Genomic DNA, 20,572 nt, shown 5'->3' with positions numbered 1-20,572 from the left:
TATTATTTTTGTAAAAAATATATCTTAGCATGACAAAATTATCAGTAAATATCAATAAAATAGCGACGTTACGAAATTCAAGAGGCGGAAATGTGCCAAATTTGCTTCAAGTGGCTACAGATCTTCAAAAATTTGGTGCTGCAGGCATTACCATTCATCCTAGACCAGACGAACGCCATATAAAATACCAAGATGCTAGAGATTTAAAACCTATTGTTTATACAGAATTTAACATAGAAGGAAATCCACAACACAACTTTATTGATTTAGTACTAGAAGTAGTGCCTACTCAAGTCACGCTTGTTCCAGATGCTATTGGCGCATTAACGTCAAATGCGGGATGGGACACAATTACGCATCAATCCTATTTAAAGGATGTTGTTGCGCTATTTAAAAGCAAAGGTATTCGAACGTCAATTTTTGTTGATCCCAATGAAAAAATGATAGAAGGTGCTAAAGAGACTGGTACGGACAGAATTGAATTGTATACTGAAAGTTTTGCGCATGAGTTTGGTTTAGGTAATCTAAAAGGAATTGAGCCGTATGTTTTAGCAGCAAATAAAGCAACTGAAATGGGGCTTGGAATTAATGCCGGGCATGATTTAAGTTTGGAAAATATAAAATTTTTTAAAGAAAACATCCCTAATTTATTGGAAGTTTCTATTGGCCATGCACTTGTTTCTGAATCCCTATATTTAGGGTTTGACAATGTAATTAACATGTATTTACAACGCTTAAAGTAATACAAATGCAGTTATTTTCAAGAATTGAAGGCGAGGGCATGCCACTACTCATTATTCACGGTTTTTTAGGAATGTCAGACAATTGGAAAACGTTAAGCACACAATTTGCAGCATTAGGTTTTCAGGTTCATGCTTTAGATATGCGAAATCATGGAAAAAGTTTTCATGATGATGCATTTAATTATGACGTAATGGTTCATGATGTGAAAAATTATTTGGATTTTCATCACATTGAAAAAGCCATTTTATTAGGTCATTCTATGGGTGGTAAAGTAGTTATGCTATTTTCTACAGTATATCCACAAATGGTTGAAAAATTAATTGTGGCAGATATTGGACCAAAATATTATGCACCACATCATCAAAAAATTCTAGCTGCTTTAAATGCAGTAGATTTTTCAAAAAATCCATCCCGCGGAGATGTAGAAACAATTTTTTCAACGTACATCTCCGATTTTGGAACAAAACAATTTTTATTGAAAAATTTGTTCCGTATTACACCTGACACACTAGGTTTTAGATTTAATTTAAATGTTTTCAATGAAAAAATTGAAGAAATTGGCACAGCATTGTCTTTGAATGCTCATTTTTTTGGTGAAACACTCTTTTTAAGAGGTGATAAATCAGATTACATAACAGATGCAGATTTTGAAACAATTTATTATCATTTTCCTAAAGCGACTATTGTTGCGGTGCCCAATTCAGGTCATTGGCTTCATGCAGAAAATCCTGAAGCCTTTTTTTGTGAAGTACGAAAATTTATCAGCTAATTATTATGAACGCATAATATTTTAGTTAAAAAAATTGTAATATTCATAATTTATGTTAATTTTGAAACTTGTATTGAACTAAAATAAACTAATATTATTCAAATTATGAGAAAATTATTTTCTTTATCTTTAATGACTTTGGCTTCGGCTACTATGTTCGCTGGCGGATATAGAGTGAGTATGCAAGGTCAAAAACAATTAGCTATGGGTCATACCGGAGTAGCAGTTGTAAATAGTGCAGAGGTAGCGTTTTTTAACCCTGCAGGGATGTCTTTTTTAGATAAAAAATTCAACTTATCTGTGGGTGGAAATGTTTTATTTGCTAAAACAGCATTTCAAAATTCTATGTATAACTGGCAGGCAAATACTAATAACATGGGTACGCCATTTAGTTTGTATGCTACTTATAAAATTAATAAATTTATATCTGCAGGTTTAGCAGTTTACACACCATATGGTTCTACAGTAAAATGGAATCAAGATTGGCAGGGAGCACACTTAGTTAATAATATCAAATTAGAAGCAATATTTGTTCAGCCTACAGTTTCTTTCAAAGTGGGAGATGTTTTTAGTATAGGTGGTGGACCAATTCTTGCTACGGGAGGGGTTAAATTTGATAGAAACCTATCTACTAATCCATTATATTCTAATAACGGACAACCAACAGATGTTAATTTAGATGCGCAAGGAATTACAGCTTGGGGATATAATGTTGGTTTTATGTTTAAACCAGCAAAAGATTTTACATTAGGATTTGATTACCGTTCTGAAATTATAATGGAAGCAAGAGGTGGAGCAGCAACATTTAATGATGTTCCTGGATTTGCAACAGCTCAATTAGCAAATACTACTTTTGATGCAGATTTACCATTACCAGCTGAAATTACTGCAGGTATTTCATATAAAGCATCAGATAAATGGTTATTCGCATTTGATTACAACCATACAAAATGGAGTGTTTATAAAGCATTAACAGTTAATTTTGCTAATGGAAATGTGTCAAACAATCCAAGAAATTACAAAGATTCTAATTCATATCGTTTAGGAGCACAATATATCGCTAATGATAAATTTACATTTAGAGCAGGATGGTATTTCGATCAAAGTCCAGTTCAAAATGGTTATTTTGCGCCTGAAACACCAAGAAATAATTCTACAGGATATACAGGAGGTTTAACCTATAAATTAAACAAAAATTTAGGAGTTGACTTCTCATTCTTATATCTACATTTTGACGAAATCAACAACTCATACAATTATTATTACGAAAATGGAAATGCTATTCCGTTTGGTGGAACATACAAATCATCTGTATTTTCTCCTGGTGTAGGTGTTTCTTATAGCTTCTAATTTAAAATTTGACACAAATGAAAAAAAATAAATTTATATTATTATCAGCATTAGCAATAGGTTTTGCTAGCTGTGAGCCAGAATTTGAAAACGCTGTTGGTGCCAATTATACATCGGGAGAAGCAGATTTTTCAAGATATGTAGCTGTAGGAAATTCATTAACAGCAGGTTACATGGACGGAACAGTGTCAAGAGTAAGTCAATCTTATTCCTATCCTAATTTATTAGCGCAAAAATTTGCATTAGTAGGCGGAGGAGACTTCACACAACCATCTTATGCAGATGATGTTAATAATCTAGGAGGTTTGCTTTTAGGCGGAACTCAAGTAGGAACAACAAGATTAGTAATTGATGCTTCTCAAGGTCGTCCAGAAAATATTGTAGGAACACCTACAATTGAAGTTTCTAATTTACAAGCAAAAGCATACAATAATATGGGTGTGCCAGGTGCAAAATCATTCCATTTATTAGCAGCAGGTTATGGAAATTTAGCTGGAGTAGCCTTAGGTCAAGCTAATCCTTATTTTGTAAGACATGCAACTACGCCATCAGCAACTGTTTTAGGTGACGCTATGTCAAAAAATCCAACATTCTTTACAAATTGGATTGGTTCTAATGATGTTTTAGCTTATGCTACAAATGGTGGAGCTGCAGCTAATGGAACTACAGCAGCTGCAGATCATAATGCAACAGGAAATATGAATCCTGCAACATATGGCTCTAATGATATTACAAATAGTACTGTATTTGCTAGTGTATATACTAATATCATTAACACTTTAACTAATGGTGGCGCAAAAGGAGTGGTGTGTACAATTCCTAGTGTAACATCAATTCCTTATTTTACAAGAGTACCTTACAATCCAATTGCTCCATCAGCATTAGGGGGGTCTGCAAATATAACTGCGTTAAACACACAATTATATGGCCCTTTAGATGCAATATTTACAGCTTATGGAGAACCTAACCGTATTAATCCATTGTCGGCGACTGCAGCAAATCCTATTTTGATTACTGATGTTGACGCAACAGATAGAAGTGCGGCTATTACAGCTGCTTTAACACCACAATTAGGTGCAGCAACTGCAGCAGCATTTGGCGCAGTTTTCGGAAGAGCACGCCAAACAACTTCTGCTGACTTAGTTGTTTTACCTGCATCATCAGTTATTGGTACAACAAACTCAGCGGCTCCTGCGGGAATCAACATAAACGGTGTTTCTTTTCCTATGGCAAACAAATGGGTTTTAACTGCAAATGAAAGAGCTAAAGTAGCAGCTGCAACTACAGCCTATAACAATGCTATTGTTTCTATTGCCGCTACTAAACATTTAGCAGTTGCAGATATGAATGCAGTTATGAATCAATTAATTTCTGGGTTAAGAATTGAAACAGGTCAAATCTATACAGCGGATTATTTTAGTGGTTCAACCACTGAAGGGCAAGTGTTATTCTCATTAGATGGAGTTCATCCAAATGCTAGAGGTTATGCTGTAATAGCGAATGAAATTATTAAAGTAATTAATTCGTATTATCATGCAAATTTACCTTTAAATCACCCGTCTTATTTTCCAGGAATAAATATTGTTCCAGTAAATTAAGAACATCATAAATATAAATATAAGGCTGTCCAATAAACCGGACAGCCTTTTTTATATATTTGCAAGTAGTATTTTAAAGCTAACAAATAAAAATACGATACCATATGATCTTTAAAAAACAAATAAATATATACATATGAAAAACGCTATTTTAAAACTGATAATTTCAACTGTATTGATTATCATATTTTCTTATTTTTTACACATACGAGTAGATAATTTTGTGGCAGCAATTACTACTGCTGTAATTCTATCGCTACTAAATACATTTATAAAGCCTATATTAGTATTGCTTACTATCCCAGTAACATTCTTTACATTAGGTTTATTTTTATTAGTAATTAATACCATCATGGTATTATTGACAGATTATTTTGTTGATGGATTTAGTGTTCCAAGTTTTATTACGGCATTTTTATTTAGTATTTTCCTTTCTATAGGTCAATCTATATCTAATAAAATATTTGTTGATTAAAACCAATAATTTATCGAATTTAATTGCCATACATAAACTCGTTTGCTTACCATTATAATCATGGAACACAAATAAATAGAACAGTATCCTTTTGTGAGATAAACACCTATGATGATAAGGCATGCCAATATGACAATTAAAAACAATTAATTATCTATATGAAATTCAATTGATTAAAAACTTGTTTGGGTGGTAAAAATTATATAATTTTGCCACCCAAATTTTATACTACAAAAATCAAATAAAATGAATATTACAAAAGAGCAGGTAGATGCATTAAATGCTATTGTAAAAGTAGCTGTCAGCAAAGAAGATTATGCTGAAAAAGTAGAAACAGTATTAGCTGATTATAAAAAGAATGCGTCAATCCCTGGATTTAGAAAAGGAGCCGTGCCAATGAGCTTAATCAAAAAGCAATATGAGAAAGCAATCATGGCTGATGAAGTAAATAAATTATTACAACAATCATTAAATGATTATTTAGTTCAAGAAAAATTAGATATTTTAGGGAATCCATTACCAAAAGAAACCGACGATTTTTCATGGGACGCAGATATATTAACTTTTGAGTTTGAATTAGGTTTAGCACCAGAATTTACCGTAGATTTATCTGCGAAAAACAAATTGGTTGAATATAAAATTGTTGCTGATGATGCGTTGTTAAACGAACAAGTTGAGAGAATTCAAAAACAATATGGAAAATTAATTCCTCAAACAGTAGTAGCAGATGGGAATGAAATTAAAGGAACTTTTGCTAACGAAGAAAAAGGAATAAACAATTCAACAGTTATTACATTAGATGTTTTTAAAGATAAAAAAGCAGCAAAAGCATTGATTGGTAAAACTATTGGCGATGTAGTTACATTAAAAACGAAAGGTTTATTTGATGATGATCATAAACTGATGGATTATTTAAAAGTAGCACATGACGACGCACATGGTTTAGATATTGAAGTTACTTTTACAATTGAATCGATTGATGCTATTGAGAAAGCAGAACTAACAGCAGATTTATTTAACAAATTATTTGGTGAAGGTGTAGTAACGTCTCTTGAAGAATTAAAAGCAAAAATCAAAGAAGACGCAGAAGCGCAATTTGCACAACAAGCAGATCAAAAATTTTTAAATGACGTTACAGATTTCTTAATTGAATCAACTTCTTTTGATTTACCATCAGATTTCTTAAAAAGATGGATTCAAACAGTTGGAGAAACACCATTAACTCCAGAACAAGCAGAAGTAGAATATGCAAATTCAGAAAAAGGATTACGTTATCAATTGATAGAAAATAAAGTAATCTTAGCGAATGATTTACAAGTTAAGTTTGAAGAATTAAAAGATTTTACAGCTTCATTGATTAAAAAGCAAATGGCGCAGTTTGGCCAATTAAATCCTTCTGATGAAGAAATTGATGGAATAGTAGCACGTGTACTTTCTAATCAAGATGAAATCAAAAGAATTTCTGACCAAGTGATGAGCGAAAAAATGCTTAATCTATTTAAAGATAAAGTAAAAGCAAAATCTAAAGAAGTAAATTATCAAGATTTTATTAAAGCCATGTATGGCGAATTAAAATAATAACTAATTCCAAAAAATTAGTATATTTGAGCGTCAAATCAACGGTTTGACGCTTTTTTATTGAAGTCATTTTGTCACATTAGATAAAAGGCACAAACTTTGCAAAATAGTAGTGGTTTTAAGTTTGATTAAACTTTTAAACGATTAAACATTTAAACAAAAAATTATGAATTACGGAAGAGATCCTAGAGCTACGCTCGAAATGGCTAAACAATTTAAAACATATGCGACTAAACATCACGGTGTAAATAGCATTTATTACGATAAAATTGTAAGTAAGATTACACCTATAGGTATGACGCCCTATATAATGGAAGAGCGTCAGTTGAATGTTTCTCAATTAGATGTTTTTTCACGTTTAATGATGGATAGAATCATTTTTTTAGGCACAGGTATTGACGACCAAATTGCAAATATTGTTCAAGCACAATTGTTATTTTTGGCAAGTGTAGATGCAACAAAAGATATTCAAATTTATATTAATTCGCCAGGTGGAGGCGTGTATGCTGGCTTAGGTATTTATGATACGATGCAATTTATTAAGCCAGATGTGGCAACAATTTGTACAGGAATGGCAGCTTCTATGGGTGCTGTATTATTATGTGCAGGAGCTGAGGGAAAAAGAAGTGCATTGCCACACAGTAGAGTTATGATTCACCAACCTTTAGGAGGCGCTCAAGGACAAGCATCGGATATAGAAATCACGACAAGAGAAATCTTAAAATTGAAAACTGAATTATACGAAATCATTTCAAAGCATTCGGGACAACCGATGGATAAAGTACATCATGATAGTGATAGAGATTATTGGATGAAAGCTGACGAAGCAAAAGCATACGGAATGATTGATGAAGTATTAACAAGATAATAAAAAGGTATTAGGTAATGGGTTATAGGTAAAAGATTTGTTTGTCTATTACCCATTGCCCATCACCTTTAACCCAAAAAAAATGGCAAAAGAAGTTTTAGAATGTTCCTTCTGTGGCAGAAAAAAGCCCGAGACTAACTTACTAATAGCAGGTATAGAAGCACATATTTGTGATAGATGTATTGAACAAGCGCATGGCATAGTTTTAGAAGAATTGAAACAAACAGGTTCTTCCGAAGTATTTAATGACTTGGTGCTTCGTAAACCAAAAGAAATTAAATCTTTTTTAGATGAATATGTAATTGGGCAAGATCAAACCAAAAAAGTGTTGAGTGTAGCGGTCTATAACCATTACAAACGTTTGATGCAACCCATACAAAACGATGAAGTAGAAATAGAAAAGAGTAATATTTTAGTTGTAGGACAAACTGGAACAGGAAAAACATTAGTGGCAAAAACAATTGCCAAAATGTTAAATGTGCCGCTAGCTATTGTTGACGCTACTATTTTAACTGAAGCGGGTTATGTAGGTGAGGATGTAGAAAGTATTTTAACACGTTTGTTACAAGCTGCCGATTATGATGTAGCAAAAGCCGAAAGAGGAATTGTTTTTATTGATGAAATTGATAAAATTGCCCGTAAAAGCGATAATCCTTCAATAACGCGTGATGTTTCGGGAGAAGGCGTACAGCAAGCCTTATTGAAATTATTAGAAGGTTCAGTTGTTAACGTACCACCAAAAGGAGGAAGAAAACACCCAGATCAAAAATTTGTTGAAGTAAATACGCAAAATATTTTATTTATTGCCGGTGGTGCCTTTGATGGTATTGAACGCATTATTTCAAAACGGTTAAACCAACAAGCTATCGGGTTTAATTCTACCCTTGCAGCAGACCAAGTAGATAAAGAAAATTTGTTGCAATATATTATCCCAAAAGATGTTAAGGAATTTGGTTTAATTCCAGAAATTATTGGAAGATTACCCGTTCTATCTCACATGGATCCGTTAGATGCAAATGCTTTACGAGCTATTTTAACAGAACCTAAAAATGCGTTGATAAAACAGTATCAAAAATTATTTGAAATGGATGGTATTGCGTTAACGGTAGAAGAAAAAGCTTTAACGTTTATTGTAGAAAAAGCTTTAGAGTATAAATTAGGAGCCCGTGGCTTACGTTCTTTATGCGAGGCTATTTTAACAGATGCTATGTTTGAATTACCAAGTTCAAGTGAAAATGAACTGACCGTAACGCAAGAGTTTGCTGCTCATGCCTTAACTAAAAATTTATTAAAACGATTGGAAATAGCATCGTAATAAAAGAAATTATTATAAAATAAAAATATAAAAACCCCTATTAGTATAAAATGCTAATAGGGGTTTTTATTAAAATAAACTTACTGCAATTTCAATAATTCTTCTAAGTGACTGCGGTCGTTAGATAAGCGAGGGACTTTATGTTGGCCGCCTAATTTATCATTTGCTTTTAGCCAATCATAGAATAGATTTTCACGTGCTACGTTTAAAACAAGCGGGTTTAACGTCATGTTGTTAAATCGCTTAGCCTCATAGTCTGAGTTTAACTGTTGAAGGTTAGTGTCTAATAATTGACCAAAAGCAGCTACATCATGCGGAGCCGTTTTAAATTCTATAATCCATTCATGTGCACCTTTTTGTTTGTTATCCATAAATATAGGTGCAACTGTATAATCCATCACTTCACATGCTAACTCTTGGCACGTTTTGGCTAAAGCTCTGTCTGTATTTTCAACCATCAATTCCTCGCCAAAAACATTAATATGGTGTTTCGTTCTTCCTGTAACTTTAATACGATAAGGGGATAAGGATGTAAAACGTATCGTATCGCCAATAATGTATCGCCACAATCCTGAATTAGTGGTAATCACTAACGCATAATTTTTATGTAATTCTACTTCTTGAAGCGGAATAATGCGTTGGTTTTCCTGTCCAAAGCTATCCATTGGAATAAATTCATAAAATATTCCATAATCAAGCATCAATAGTAATTCGTCCGAATTATTTAAATCTTGCAGCGCAAAAAAGCCTTCAGAAGCATTGTAAATTTCATAATATTTGAAACTTTCTTTAGGGAATAATTTTTGATAAGGCGCTCGGTATGGATCAAAACTCACGCCACCGTGAAAATAGACTTCTACGTTTGGCCAAATATCAAGTATGTTTTCTTTACCCGTTGTTTCTAGTGCTTTGTTTAACAAAACCATCATCCAACTAGGAACACCTGCTATGCTGGTAACATTTTCTTGCAAACATTCTTCAATAATAGCGGGTAATTTTGTTTCCCAATCACTCATTAAAGAAACTTTATTGCTTGGGGTAGAACTAAATTCGGCCCAAATAGGCATGTTGTCTATTAAAATAGCAGAAAGGTCCCCAAAAAAGGTATTGTTGTTTTCATACAATTGTTTGCTACCTCCTAAACGAAGACTTTTACCCACAAACAACTGTGAATTTTCATTATTATTAAGATATAAAGCTAATAAATCTTTACTGGCTTTATAATGGTTGTTTTCTAAAGCTTCAGCACTTACAGGAATAAATTTGCTTTTCGCATTAGTAGTACCACTCGATTTTGCAAAGTATTTAATTGGGGTATTCCAAAAAATATTTTGTGCGCCTTGACGCGTTTGTTCAATATAAGGTTCAAAGGCTTCATAGGTTGAAACGGGTACACGCTCTTGGAATGTAGAATAATTTTTAATACCAGAAAAGCTATATTTTTTACCAATAACCGTCTGTTCGGCTGCTTTTACTAGCTGAAATAATAATTCTTCTTGTACTTCATGCGGATATTTGACAAATAATTCCATTTGATGAATTCTTTTCTTCAAAATCCAAGAAGCGATAGAATTTATTATAGGTAATGGCATATGTACAATTGAATTTTTATCTTTACCAAAAATAATAAAAAATCAATCAACTGCAAGGCTAATGACGACATTTGAAGGTACTTTAACAAAAATGCAAACAGAAATGGGACATCCCATTCAGTATTATTTAATTTTTGATACAAATTTTATAAATGTCAATCAGCTTATAGGGAGAACTATTGAAGTACAACACAAGGGTTATCAATGCTTACATTGCAAGAAACCGAAGAAAATTTTTCGTCAAGGATTTTGCTACGATTGTTTTTCTACCATTCCTGCTGCTGCCGATTGGATAATGAAACCCGAGTTGAGTAAAGCACACTTAGATATTGAAGATAGAGATTTAGAATATGAAAAGCGGGTGCAGTTACAACCGCATATGGTTTATTTAGCCTTGTCTTCTGAAGTGAAAGTGGGAGTAACTCGAAAAACACAAGTGCCAACCAGATGGATTGATCAAGGTGCGATAGAAGCTTTACCTGTTTTAGAAACGCCAAATAGATATTTAGCAGGAGTAGCAGAAGTAGCACTTAAACATCATTTTGCTGATAAAACAAATTGGCAAAAAATGTTAAAAAATGAAATTTCACCTGCCGATTTATCTGCCGAAAAACAAAAATTAGTTGATTGGCTTCCAGATGAAGTAAAACCTTATTTTTTAGAAGAAGACCAAGATTATTTACTCAACTATCCAGTACAGCAATATCCTGTAAAAGTTTCGAGTTTAAATTTAGAAAAAACACCAAATTTTTCAGGGAAAGTAACAGGTATAAAAGGGCAGTACTTGCTTTTTGAAGATGGAACTGTTTTTAATGTGCGCACGTATGAAGGGTATGTCGTGAAAATTACTTTTTAAAACTAAAACGTATACAATACACCTACACCAATAATTTGTTTTAATTGAATTCTTGGTCCACGCGTTACTTGAATACCGTTTTCTTCTTTTTTAGATTTAATATCGTCATCATACATTACGTGTAATCCTACATTTGCTTTTACATATTTATTCACGGTCATTTCAATATTTGAAAACCAATCAATATCTATATTTCCAAATTTGTTTAGGTAATCAGTATATAAAGTTGCACGTGTATCTAAAACCATATTTTTAGCAATCTCTCTTTTAAATTGACCCGAAATAAGAGTACCAAGTTCTGTTCTAGATTTACCACCACTTCTTAATAGCGTTCCATTTGTGTCATAAATCGCCTTGGCAACACCAAAAGCACCTTCATTTGATAGTCTTTTATCTAAAACTATAGTAGTTTTCTGTGTTAATGGAGACAAATAAAGAGTAAAGCCTAAATCTTTTCTGGCGTATTCTGCTCCTATTCCTACAAATACATAAGCAGGGGCAAATAGTTTTGATATTGCTTTTTCTACATTTGGATAACTATACCCATTAGAAAATTGGGTTTGAAAAGTAAATTTTCCGCCATAAAACCAATTAGAAATACTGTCTTTTCTATACCCTATAGTGGAGTTAAGTAGAAAAGCATCATCCGTTTTTCGTACATCTTGATTTTCTTGTTTATTGAGACCATAGCGCATAAGCAACTCGTTATTCCATTTCATATTGTTATATTTATAAGCTCTAATAAAATGACCTTTTATTAATCCAGAAATGGAATTATTTCCCCCTGCAGACCAGTTTACAAAAGCAATCTGAGTAAAATCAAGCCCTACTTTATTTACCTTTTCCCAGCGCGATGCTGTTGTATCAGGTAAGGCTGTTTTAACAATTTGGGCTTGTGTATATTGTGATGTAATAAAAAATAATAGAATAAAGCACGCTTTTTTAATCATGATTTAGGTTGTTAAATATTTTTATAAAACTTTCTGTATCTAATTTTACTTCTTCAAATAGTTGTTTTACGGTTCCGTGTTCAATAAATGTATCGGGAACACCACAATTTATAATTTTATTTTTATAGTTATTTTTACTTGCGAATGTGTTTATAGTATTTCCCATACCACCTGATAATACACCTTCTTCTACTGTTACTACAATAGAAAATTTGGTAAAAATATGATGCAATTGTTCTTCATCTATTGGTTTTATCCAGCCCAAATGATAATGCGCAAAATTTTCAGGTGAATCACTCTTTATTAAGGCGTTTTCAACAGTATTACTAATGGTTCCTGTTGAAATTACAGCATATTTTTTCCCTTCTTTCAAGGTGCGAATTTTACCAATCTCAATTTTTTCAAACGGAAGTTTCCAGTTTGTTATTGTTCCTTTCCCTCGCGGATATCGAATAGCAATAGGATGTTGTAATCCTAACGAAGCAGTGTATAAAATATTGCGTAAATCAATTTCGTTTAGTGGTGCATAAATGAACATATTAGGGATGCAACTTAAATAGGCTATATCAAAAAGACCGTGGTGTGTTGCGCCATCTTCGCCTACAAAACCTGCTCGGTCTAGGCAAAATATCACAGGTAAATTTTGCAGTGCTACATCATGAATAACTTGGTCATATGCCCGTTGCATGAATGTAGAGTAAATGTTGCAAAAAACTACTAAATTTTGTGCAGCCATTCCAGCAGCTAAGGTTACGGCATGTTGTTCGGCAATACCTACATCAAAAGCTCTTTCAGGAAAGGCTTCCATCATGTATTTTAAGGAACTCCCTGAAGGCATAGCAGGTGTAATACCTACTATTTTTTCATTTGTTGTTGCTAATTCAACTAATGTATGTCCAAAAACATCTTGAAATTTAGGTGCAGGATTTTCATTTTCATCACGTATCAGTTTACCCGTTAATTTGTCAAATTTACCTGGTGCATGATAGGTTAGTTGGTCTTCTTCAGCATACGCTAATCCTTTTCCTTTTGTAGTTATAATATGTAAAAATTTTGGTCCTTTTGTTTCTTTTAATCTTTTTAATTCGGTCACTAGAGCCTCTAAATCATGACCGTCAATTGGACCAGTATAATCAAAATTAAGCGACTTAATTACATTATTTTCTATTGGATTTTTACCTGATTTTATAGCTGTTAGGTATTCTTTAAACGCGCCAACACTTGGGTCTATTCCCATGCTGTTGTCATTTAAAATTACTAAAACATTAGCATTCGTTACACCAGCATGATTTAACGCTTCAAAAGCCATTCCACTAGCAATCGACGCATCGCCAATTATTGCAATATGATTTTTGTCAAACTCTCCTTTTATTTGGGCGGCCAATGCCATTCCTAAGGCTGCAGAAATGGAAGTTGAGGAGTGTCCTACACCAAAAGTGTCATATTTACTTTCGCTTCGTTTTGGAAATCCAGAAATACCTCCTTTTTCCCTATAAGTTGGAAATTGTGTTCTACGTTCGGTGAGTATTTTGTGACCATACGCTTGGTGACCTACATCCCAAACAAGACAATCATTTGGTGTATCAAAAACATAGTGTAAGGCAATGGTTAGTTCCACCACGCCTAAACTTGCTCCTAAGTGACCTTCTTTTTGTGAAACGATGTCAATAATATATTGACGTAATTCTTCTGCTAATTGAGGAAGCTCATTAGGTGCTAATTTCCTTAAATCATAAGGATTTTCAATATGGGAAAGTAAATTATTCATTTCAAGGGCAAAAATACAATATTGTTTGTTATTTTTGATAGAATAAAAGCAAACCTATTGGAAACAATTTTTACAGACGATTATTTTATGAAAAAAGCCTTATATGAGGCTAAAGAAGCTTTTGCTAAAGGCGAAGTTCCTGTTGGTGCAGTTGTGGTTGTTAATAATCAAGTCATTGCCAGAACACATAATTTAACCGAATTACTGCATGATGTAACAGCACATGCTGAAATGCAGGCTATAACAAGTGCAGCCAATTTTTTAGGCGGAAAATATTTGAAAGATTGTACGCTTTATGTTACTTTAGAACCCTGTCAAATGTGTGCAGGAGCGTTATATTGGTCACAAATTACTAAAATCGTGTATGGAGCAAAAGACGAAAGGCGAGGCTACACAACCTTAGGTACGCAATTACATCCAAAAACACAAGTAGTTTCGGGGGTGTTAGAAGATGAATGCGCCGCACTTATACAATTATTTTTTCAAAATAAACGTTAAATACAAATCTGGCATTTGTTTTGTGATGATACGAATACTAAACATTTAAGAGAACAAAAATGAACAACAAATTAATTAAAGCGGCAATCATAGGAGGTTCTATCATTCTGACAGCCATGATATTAGGCAGTGCCTTTAAAAAAAGGAATGAAAATTTAGATACCATTTCCGTAATTGGATTAGGAACTAAAGATTTTGTGTCAGATGAAATTTTATGGTCTGGGAGTTTTACTACTAAAAGTTTTGATATTAAAGAGGCTTACAATAAAATGATAGCCGATCAAAAAATTGTAGAACGCTTTTTTTTAGGGAAAGGTTTTAAAAAAGGAGAATTTAGTTTTGGTGCAGTACAGTTTAACAAACGATTTAGAGAAGTAAGAATTGAGACAGGGGATAGTGATTATGGTACAAAATACGAACAAGTTTTTGATGGCTATGAAGCGTCACAAACGATCACATTCTCGGCTAAAAAGAATCCGAATTTAATGAAACGTATAGAAGATGTGTCTAGTAAAACCTCTGAGTTAATTAACTCGGGGATTGAATTAAGTTCAAATTCTATTCAATATACCTATTCAGATTTACCCAGTTTAAAACATAGCTTAATACAAAAAGCGTCTAAAGACGCTAAAGAACGTGCCGAAAAAATTGTAACGTCAGCAGATGGCGATTTAGGAAAATTAAAATCGGCAAGCATGGGTGTATTCCAAATTACGGGTCAAGGCTCTACTGAAGAAGATTCGTATGGAGGCAATTTCGATACGTATAGTAAAAATAAATCTGCAAGAATTACCGTTAGGTTAGAATATGAATTAGAATAAATTAGTGCTCAGTTTTAAGTAATTAGTTTATAGAAATAAATGAAAAATTTAAGTTTTAAGAGAATAATTTTAATTTTTGTAATTGTATTTTTTTATGCATGTTCTTCGAAAAATTGTCAAAGTAAAGATGATAATCGAATGGAAACTATTGAAGAAATTGTTGTTAAACCAACTGCTTTTCATGCCAAACTAAATATGGATAGTTTGTTGAATACATATAAAACAAAAATTTCAAATTTAGGCAAAGATGAACTTATTTTTCCTTTAGATTCCGTTATTGAATCAGATTCAAGTAGAGTTGTGGTAATTGGAAAGTTTATCAATAAAAATGATGTTTTTGCTTTAGATATCAATGGCACTTGGGATAAACAGCATATTTATTTTTATAAATATGAAAATGAAACATGGCAGAAACTAAAATCGGATGTTTTTGATAGCGATGTTTTATCCTTTAGTTTTGAAAATTTTAATAAGGATGAAGATTCAGAAATATTAATTCTTGGACATCCTAATATGAATGGTAATAGAGAACAGACAATTTATAAATATGATGCTTTATCAAATCAATGTATCAAATCAATTAGTTTATTTTCTTCAGAATTGAGTTATAATGCACATAGGAATTTAGTAATCTATCAATATTTTGGAAGTTGGTATATGACTAGTATTCAAACAATTTATAAATGGAAGGGTAATAAATTAATTCCTGTAAAAAGTGTTGAAAAACAGTTAAAGAATACTTCTGAAATGAGTAATGGTAAAGAATGGATTCGATACTATGAAAATCCAACTCAGGATAAAGATACTTTGGTTTTAATGTTTAAGAAAACATACAACGAAAAAAATAAAAGACTATATGATTTATGGGAAAATTTTTTCGATAGAGAATAAAAAAACCGCCAATCAATAGAAAGGCGGTTTTTAGTTTTATTCAATTTCATTTCCTTCTTTATCAAAGAAATGATATTCTAAATACGTGTAAGCATCACGAGGTATAATTTTCACCCATTTTTTATGTTCAAAAAACCATTTTGAACGTATTGATGGAAAACCTTTTGTAAGGTAAGCTGCCACAAAAGGGTGCGTGTTCAAGACAACCTTTTTATGGTCTTTAATAATACTTTCAAGGTTAGCTTCAATGCGGTCAATAATTAAAATAGGAGCTTCAACTTGTCCGTTTTCATTTGGATCGTCTTCTCTTGTACTAATATTAACTTCTGGTCTAACTCTTTGTCTAGTGATTTGGATGAGTCCAAATTTACTAGGAGGCAAGATTTTATGCTTGGCCTTATCGTCACTCATTTCTTCTTTTAAGAAATCATAAAGTACTTTTCTGTTGTCTGGATTTTGCATATCAATGAAATCTACAACAATAATTCCTCCCATATCTCTTAGACGTAATTGTCTTGCTACTTCAGCAGCAGCAATTAAATTAACTTCTAAAGCAGTATCTTCTTGGCTTAATGCCTTGTTTGATCGGTTGCCAGAGTTTACATCAATAACGTGTAAGGCTTCTGTGTGTTCAATAATCAAATAAGCACCTTTGCTCATAGAAACTGTTTTACCAAAAGAGGTTTTTATTTGCCTTTCGATATGATATTTCTCAAAAAGAGGCAGTTCTTTTGACTGATAGTGTTTTACGATAGACACTTTATCCGGAGCTATCTCTTGCAAATACTCCTTCGTTTGTAAAAACAAGTCTTCATCATCTACTTGAACACTGGTAAACGTATCGTTAAAAACATCTCGTAATATGGAAGATGCTTTTGTGAGTTCGCCAAGTACTTTTGAAGGATGATGAGCTGTTTGTAACCTTTTGCACATACTAGACCAGCGGTCTAATAAGTTTTCTAGATCTTTTTCAATTTCAGCTACTTTTTTGCCTTCGGCTACTGTTCTTACAATAACCCCAAATCCCTTTGGTTTAATAGTTTGCACTAATTTTTTTAATCGGTCTTTTTCTTCTCTATCGTTAATTTTTTGCGAAATTGAAACGCGATCGGAAAAAGGAACTAAAACAACGTACCTACCTGCTAAAGAAATCTCAGAACTTATTCTTGGTCCTTTAGTTGAGATAGGTTCTTTAACAATTTGAACTAAAACAGATTGATTAGCACTTAATATATCAGTGATAATACCATCTTTATCTATTTCTGGTTCGAAAGGGAAATTTTTGAGTGAATAATCTTTTGCTTTACCTGTGCTTACAAGTTTGATGAATTTCATCAGTGAAGATAGATTTGGTCCTAAGTCATGATAATGTAAAAAGGCATCTTTTTCGTGCCCTAAATTTACAAAAGCAGCATTCAGTCCAGCAACTGGTTTTCTAATTTTAGCAATAAAAATATCGCCTACTTGAAATTGTGTGTTGCCTTCAATCTTTTCTTTTTCCTGGTGAAGTTCAATTAGTTTTCCATCCTTTAATAAGGCAAAATCTACAGCATCTGAACTTGATCTGATAATTAATTCTTTGTTCATGCAGTATATTTTTTTATCCATTCGCTAAGGCGAATAGATGGATTAAACATTTTTACAGGTATAAACCCGAAGGATAAATTTTATACTAACAGACATACTATAGAAATATAGCTATTTAGTAGTAAAATTTTCCGTTTTCAATGAACGTTTTTCTTTAAAAAAAGAAAAGTAGTTTTAAACTACTTTTTCTTCTTATGACGGTTAGCTCTCGCTCTTTTTTTACGTTTGTGAGTAGCTACCTTATGTCTTTTTCTTTTTTTACCACTTGGCATAATGTGTAGTTTTTTTAATTAATAATAATGTTATACTGTAACTTCTGTTTTTTCTTTTACGCTTTCTACAAACACTTTTGCTGGTTTAAAAGCAGGAATGTTATGAGCAGGAATTTTAATTGTAGTATTTTTAGAAATGTTTCTTCCTGTTTTCTCAGCTCTAGTTTTAATAATAAAACTTCCAAAACCTCTTAAGTAAACATTATCACCACTTTCTAATGAGTTTTTAACTTCTTCCATGAATGATTCTACGGTTGCTTGAACGTCTCCTTTTTCAAGTCCTAATTTTTCAGAAATTTTCGCTACGATGTCTGCTTTCGTCATTTTTCTTCGTATTAATATTTATGTGTATTTTTTTTGAGAGTGCAAATATACAAATTAAAAAAAGATAAATTCAAGCATAATGAATTAAAATTTAACCACATAAATGAATTATTTTTGTAAATCTAAATTTTGATATGGATTTTTCAACCACAATAATTAATTGGTATAACCAAAATAAAAGGGATTTACCTTGGCGAAACACGCAGGATGCTTATAAAATTTGGCTTTCTGAAATTATTTTACAACAGACCAGAGTGAATCAAGGCTTACCTTATTATCTTGCTTTTGAAGAAAATTTTCCAACAGTTAATCATTTAGCACAAGCTGATGAACAAAAAATACTTAGACTTTGGCAGGGTTTAGGCTATTATTCCCGTGCTAGAAATTTACATCATACTGCAAAAATCGTGGTTTCAGATTATAAGGCCTCTTTTCCGCAAACTTATAATGAGCTACTAAAGTTAAAAGGAATTGGTAGTTATACAGCTGCCGCAATCGCTTCTTTTTCTTCAAATGAACCTGTGGCTGTAGTGGATGGGAATGTATTTAGAATCTTGGCTCGCATTTTTGATGTCACACTTGATATTGCACAAAATTCGAGTAAAAAATATTTTCAAGAATTAGCCGAAAGTTTGATGGATAAAAGTCACCCAGCACTTTTTAATCAAGCTATGATGGAATTTGGTGCGTTGCAATGTGTGCCAAAGAATCCTGATTGTACAAACTGTGTTTTTAATGATCGTTGTGTTGCGTTGAAAAATAAAAAAGTGTCTGAATTGCCTGTGAAATCTAAAAAAACACAAATTAAAAAACGCTATTTCAATTATATATTGGCACAAGATGAAAACGATGCAATTTTAATCGAAAAAAGGGTGCATAAAGATATATGGAAAAATTTATATCAATTGCCATTAATTGAAACAGAAGCCCCCATAAATGAAAATGAAGCCATTCATTTAATTGGTAAAAAATGGAAACTAACTGAGAGGGATGTGGTCACTTATTTTTCGGGTTATGACGTCGTACATAAATTATCTCACCAAGAACTTCATGTTAAATTTTTTAAGCTGCAACTAACAAGTAAAACCGATAAAACAGTCTCGGTACAAGACTTGAAAACCTATCCGTTTCCTATTGTACTTCATAATTTCTTAGAAAAGGTTGTAAGTTAGATAAATAATTTATAAATTTGATAAAAAGTATAAGCCATGAACGGAACACTAAATAAGGTTATTTTAATTGGTCATCTTGGTGATGAAGTAAAAATGCATTATTTTGATGCAACAAACTGCATTGGAAGATTTCCATTAGCAACAAATGAGGTTTATATTAATAAATCTACTGGTGAAAAAATAACATCAACAGAATGGCACAATATTGTAGTAAGAAATAAGGCTGCAGAATTGTGTGAGAAATATTTATCTAAAGGAGATAAAATTTATATTGAAGGTAGAATAAAATCTCGTCAATGGCAAGCCGAAGATGGTACTACAAAATACACTACTGAAATTCAAGTAACCGAATTTACATTTTTGAATACTAAAAAAGAGGCTGATTTAACAAAACCAGCTACAACTCCTCCAGCATCTAAAGAAGTTGATTTTGATTCTTTAGGTAATGAGTCTGGAAAAGATTTGCCATTTTAATGCTTAAAAACAATAAAAGTAACGAAGAATAGTTATGCTAGATTAGGTAACTATTCTTTTTTTTGTTCTAGAATAAGCCTTAAATTTGTTTTTTTAAAATAGAATTATGAATAAACCTTGTTTTTATTTGTGTTTGGTTGTTGCATTTTTTTCATGTAAAGATGCTGTTACACCAAAACCTAAGGGGCAATTACGATTAGAATATGCGCCTGCTAAATATGAACTATTTTCTTCCAAATGTGCATTTGCATTTGATAAAAATACACAAGTTTCTATTAAAGAAGTTTCTAATTGTGGTTTAGAAATTCATTACCCAAAAATGAAGGCAACTATTTTTATGACTTATAAGCCAGTAAATGGAAATTTAGATAAATTATTGATGGATGCTCAAAAACTAACCTATGAGCATGCTATAAAAGCAAATGATATAGCAGAACAACCTTTTGTTAATTCTAAAGATAAAGTGTATGGTATGTTTTATCAAGTAGGAGGTAATGCGGCTACAAATGCCCAGTTTTATGCTACAGACAGCACAAAAAATTTTATTACAGCAAGTTTGTATTTTTATGCAAAACCTAATTTTGACTCTATTCTTCCTGCAGCAGATTACATTAAAAATGACATGAAACAAATCATGGAAAGTTTAAAATGGAAATAAGCTAAAATATTT

Annotated in this window: 20 protein-coding genes; 15 read left to right on the top strand and 5 right to left on the bottom strand. The window is 32.3% G+C overall.

Annotation, left to right across the window (positions count from 1 at the left end; translation table 11 throughout):
* Window positions 1–29: 29 nt before the first annotated feature.
* The 8 genes from RF683_RS08950 (at window position 30) to clpX (ending at window position 8,697) form a co-directional block, all read left to right on the top strand.
* Complete coding sequence (locus tag RF683_RS08950) at window positions 30–743, top strand: pyridoxine 5'-phosphate synthase (protein ID WP_309531951.1); 714 nt, start codon at window positions 30–32, stop codon at window positions 741–743.
* Window positions 744–748: 5 nt separating this feature from the next.
* Window positions 749–1,513: an alpha/beta fold hydrolase gene (locus RF683_RS08945; RefSeq protein WP_309531950.1), complete on the top strand. Its 765-nt coding sequence runs from the start codon at window positions 749–751 to the stop codon at window positions 1,511–1,513.
* Window positions 1,514–1,618: 105 nt separating this feature from the next.
* Window positions 1,619–2,863, top strand: a complete 1,245-nt coding sequence (locus RF683_RS08940; RefSeq protein WP_298658615.1) for an OmpP1/FadL family transporter — start codon at window positions 1,619–1,621, stop codon at window positions 2,861–2,863.
* Window positions 2,864–2,880: 17 nt separating this feature from the next.
* Complete coding sequence (locus RF683_RS08935; protein WP_309531949.1) at window positions 2,881–4,461, top strand: G-D-S-L family lipolytic protein; 1,581 nt, start codon at window positions 2,881–2,883, stop codon at window positions 4,459–4,461.
* A gap of 136 nt (window positions 4,462–4,597) precedes the next feature.
* Window positions 4,598–4,936: a phage holin family protein gene (locus RF683_RS08930; RefSeq protein WP_309531948.1), complete on the top strand. Its 339-nt coding sequence runs from the start codon at window positions 4,598–4,600 to the stop codon at window positions 4,934–4,936.
* Window positions 4,937–5,182: 246 nt separating this feature from the next.
* Window positions 5,183–6,514, top strand: coding sequence for a trigger factor (gene tig, locus RF683_RS08925; RefSeq protein WP_309531947.1), 1,332 nt, complete (start codon window positions 5,183–5,185; stop codon window positions 6,512–6,514).
* A 166-nt stretch (window positions 6,515–6,680) separates the two neighbouring features.
* Window positions 6,681–7,382, top strand: a complete 702-nt coding sequence (gene clpP, locus RF683_RS08920; protein WP_309531946.1) for an ATP-dependent Clp endopeptidase proteolytic subunit ClpP — start codon at window positions 6,681–6,683, stop codon at window positions 7,380–7,382.
* 82 nt (window positions 7,383–7,464) lie between these two features.
* Complete coding sequence (gene clpX / locus RF683_RS08915) at window positions 7,465–8,697, top strand: ATP-dependent Clp protease ATP-binding subunit ClpX (RefSeq protein WP_309531945.1); 1,233 nt, start codon at window positions 7,465–7,467, stop codon at window positions 8,695–8,697.
* Window positions 8,698–8,777: 80 nt separating this feature from the next.
* Here the strand turns inward: clpX and RF683_RS08910 are convergent, their stop codons facing one another.
* Window positions 8,778–10,289 (bottom strand): GH3 auxin-responsive promoter family protein, encoded by a 1,512-nt coding sequence (locus RF683_RS08910; RefSeq protein ID WP_309531944.1) that lies wholly within the window; start codon window positions 10,287–10,289, stop codon window positions 8,778–8,780.
* 61 nt (window positions 10,290–10,350) lie between these two features.
* Here RF683_RS08910 and RF683_RS08905 point away from each other — a divergent pair, with 61 nt between their 5' ends.
* The gene (locus tag RF683_RS08905; protein ID WP_309531943.1) at window positions 10,351–11,145 is read left to right on the top strand and encodes a DUF2797 domain-containing protein; all 795 of its coding nucleotides are present in this window, start codon (window positions 10,351–10,353) and stop codon (window positions 11,143–11,145) included.
* A gap of 2 nt (window positions 11,146–11,147) precedes the next feature.
* Here the strand turns inward: RF683_RS08905 and RF683_RS08900 are convergent, their stop codons facing one another.
* The gene (locus tag RF683_RS08900; RefSeq protein ID WP_309531942.1) at window positions 11,148–12,095 is read right to left on the bottom strand and encodes a DUF3078 domain-containing protein; all 948 of its coding nucleotides are present in this window, start codon (window positions 12,093–12,095) and stop codon (window positions 11,148–11,150) included.
* Window positions 12,088–13,863 carry a 1-deoxy-D-xylulose-5-phosphate synthase gene (locus RF683_RS08895; RefSeq protein ID WP_309531941.1) on the bottom strand — a complete coding sequence of 592 codons (1,776 nt, stop codon included), beginning with the start codon at window positions 13,861–13,863 and terminating at the stop codon, window positions 12,088–12,090. The genes RF683_RS08900 and RF683_RS08895 overlap by 8 nt, the downstream gene beginning before the upstream one ends.
* Window positions 13,864–13,920: 57 nt before the next feature.
* On the opposite strand from RF683_RS08895, the gene RF683_RS08890 reads away from it, so the two are divergent.
* From RF683_RS08890 to RF683_RS08880, 3 genes are all read left to right on the top strand, one after another.
* Window positions 13,921–14,361 carry a nucleoside deaminase gene (locus tag RF683_RS08890; protein WP_309531940.1) on the top strand — a complete coding sequence of 147 codons (441 nt, stop codon included), beginning with the start codon at window positions 13,921–13,923 and terminating at the stop codon, window positions 14,359–14,361.
* A 59-nt stretch (window positions 14,362–14,420) separates the two neighbouring features.
* Window positions 14,421–15,182, top strand: coding sequence for an SIMPL domain-containing protein (locus RF683_RS08885; RefSeq protein ID WP_298658644.1), 762 nt, complete (start codon window positions 14,421–14,423; stop codon window positions 15,180–15,182).
* Window positions 15,183–15,320: 138 nt separating this feature from the next.
* Entirely contained in the window at window positions 15,321–16,073 is a 753-nt protein-coding gene (locus tag RF683_RS08880) for a hypothetical protein (RefSeq protein ID WP_309531939.1), read from the top strand.
* A 36-nt stretch (window positions 16,074–16,109) separates the two neighbouring features.
* Here the strand turns inward: RF683_RS08880 and RF683_RS08875 are convergent, their stop codons facing one another.
* Both RF683_RS08875 and RF683_RS08870 read right to left on the bottom strand, forming a co-directional pair.
* Entirely contained in the window at window positions 16,110–17,660 is a 1,551-nt protein-coding gene (locus RF683_RS08875) for an Rne/Rng family ribonuclease (RefSeq protein WP_309531938.1), read from the bottom strand.
* Window positions 17,661–17,962: 302 nt separating this feature from the next.
* Window positions 17,963–18,256: an HU family DNA-binding protein gene (locus RF683_RS08870; protein WP_250582214.1), complete on the bottom strand. Its 294-nt coding sequence runs from the start codon at window positions 18,254–18,256 to the stop codon at window positions 17,963–17,965.
* 134 nt (window positions 18,257–18,390) lie between these two features.
* Here RF683_RS08870 and mutY point away from each other — a divergent pair, with 134 nt between their 5' ends.
* The 3 genes from mutY to gldD all read left to right on the top strand — a co-directional run bounded on the left by mutY (window position 18,391) and on the right by gldD (window position 20,560).
* Complete coding sequence (gene mutY / locus RF683_RS08865; RefSeq protein WP_309531937.1) at window positions 18,391–19,428, top strand: A/G-specific adenine glycosylase; 1,038 nt, start codon at window positions 18,391–18,393, stop codon at window positions 19,426–19,428.
* A 36-nt stretch (window positions 19,429–19,464) separates the two neighbouring features.
* Window positions 19,465–19,902 carry a single-stranded DNA-binding protein gene (locus tag RF683_RS08860; RefSeq protein ID WP_309531936.1) on the top strand — a complete coding sequence of 146 codons (438 nt, stop codon included), beginning with the start codon at window positions 19,465–19,467 and terminating at the stop codon, window positions 19,900–19,902.
* Between the two features lie 106 nt (window positions 19,903–20,008).
* Window positions 20,009–20,560: a gliding motility lipoprotein GldD gene (gene gldD / locus RF683_RS08855; protein ID WP_309531935.1), complete on the top strand. Its 552-nt coding sequence runs from the start codon at window positions 20,009–20,011 to the stop codon at window positions 20,558–20,560.
* Window positions 20,561–20,572: the final 12 nt, after the last annotated feature.

This window comes from Flavobacterium sp. 20NA77.7 (genome assembly GCF_031326205.1).
Taxonomy (GTDB): Bacteria; Bacteroidota; Bacteroidia; order Flavobacteriales; family Flavobacteriaceae; genus Flavobacterium; species Flavobacterium nakdongensis.
This window is presented reverse-complemented; position numbering and strand designations above follow the sequence as displayed.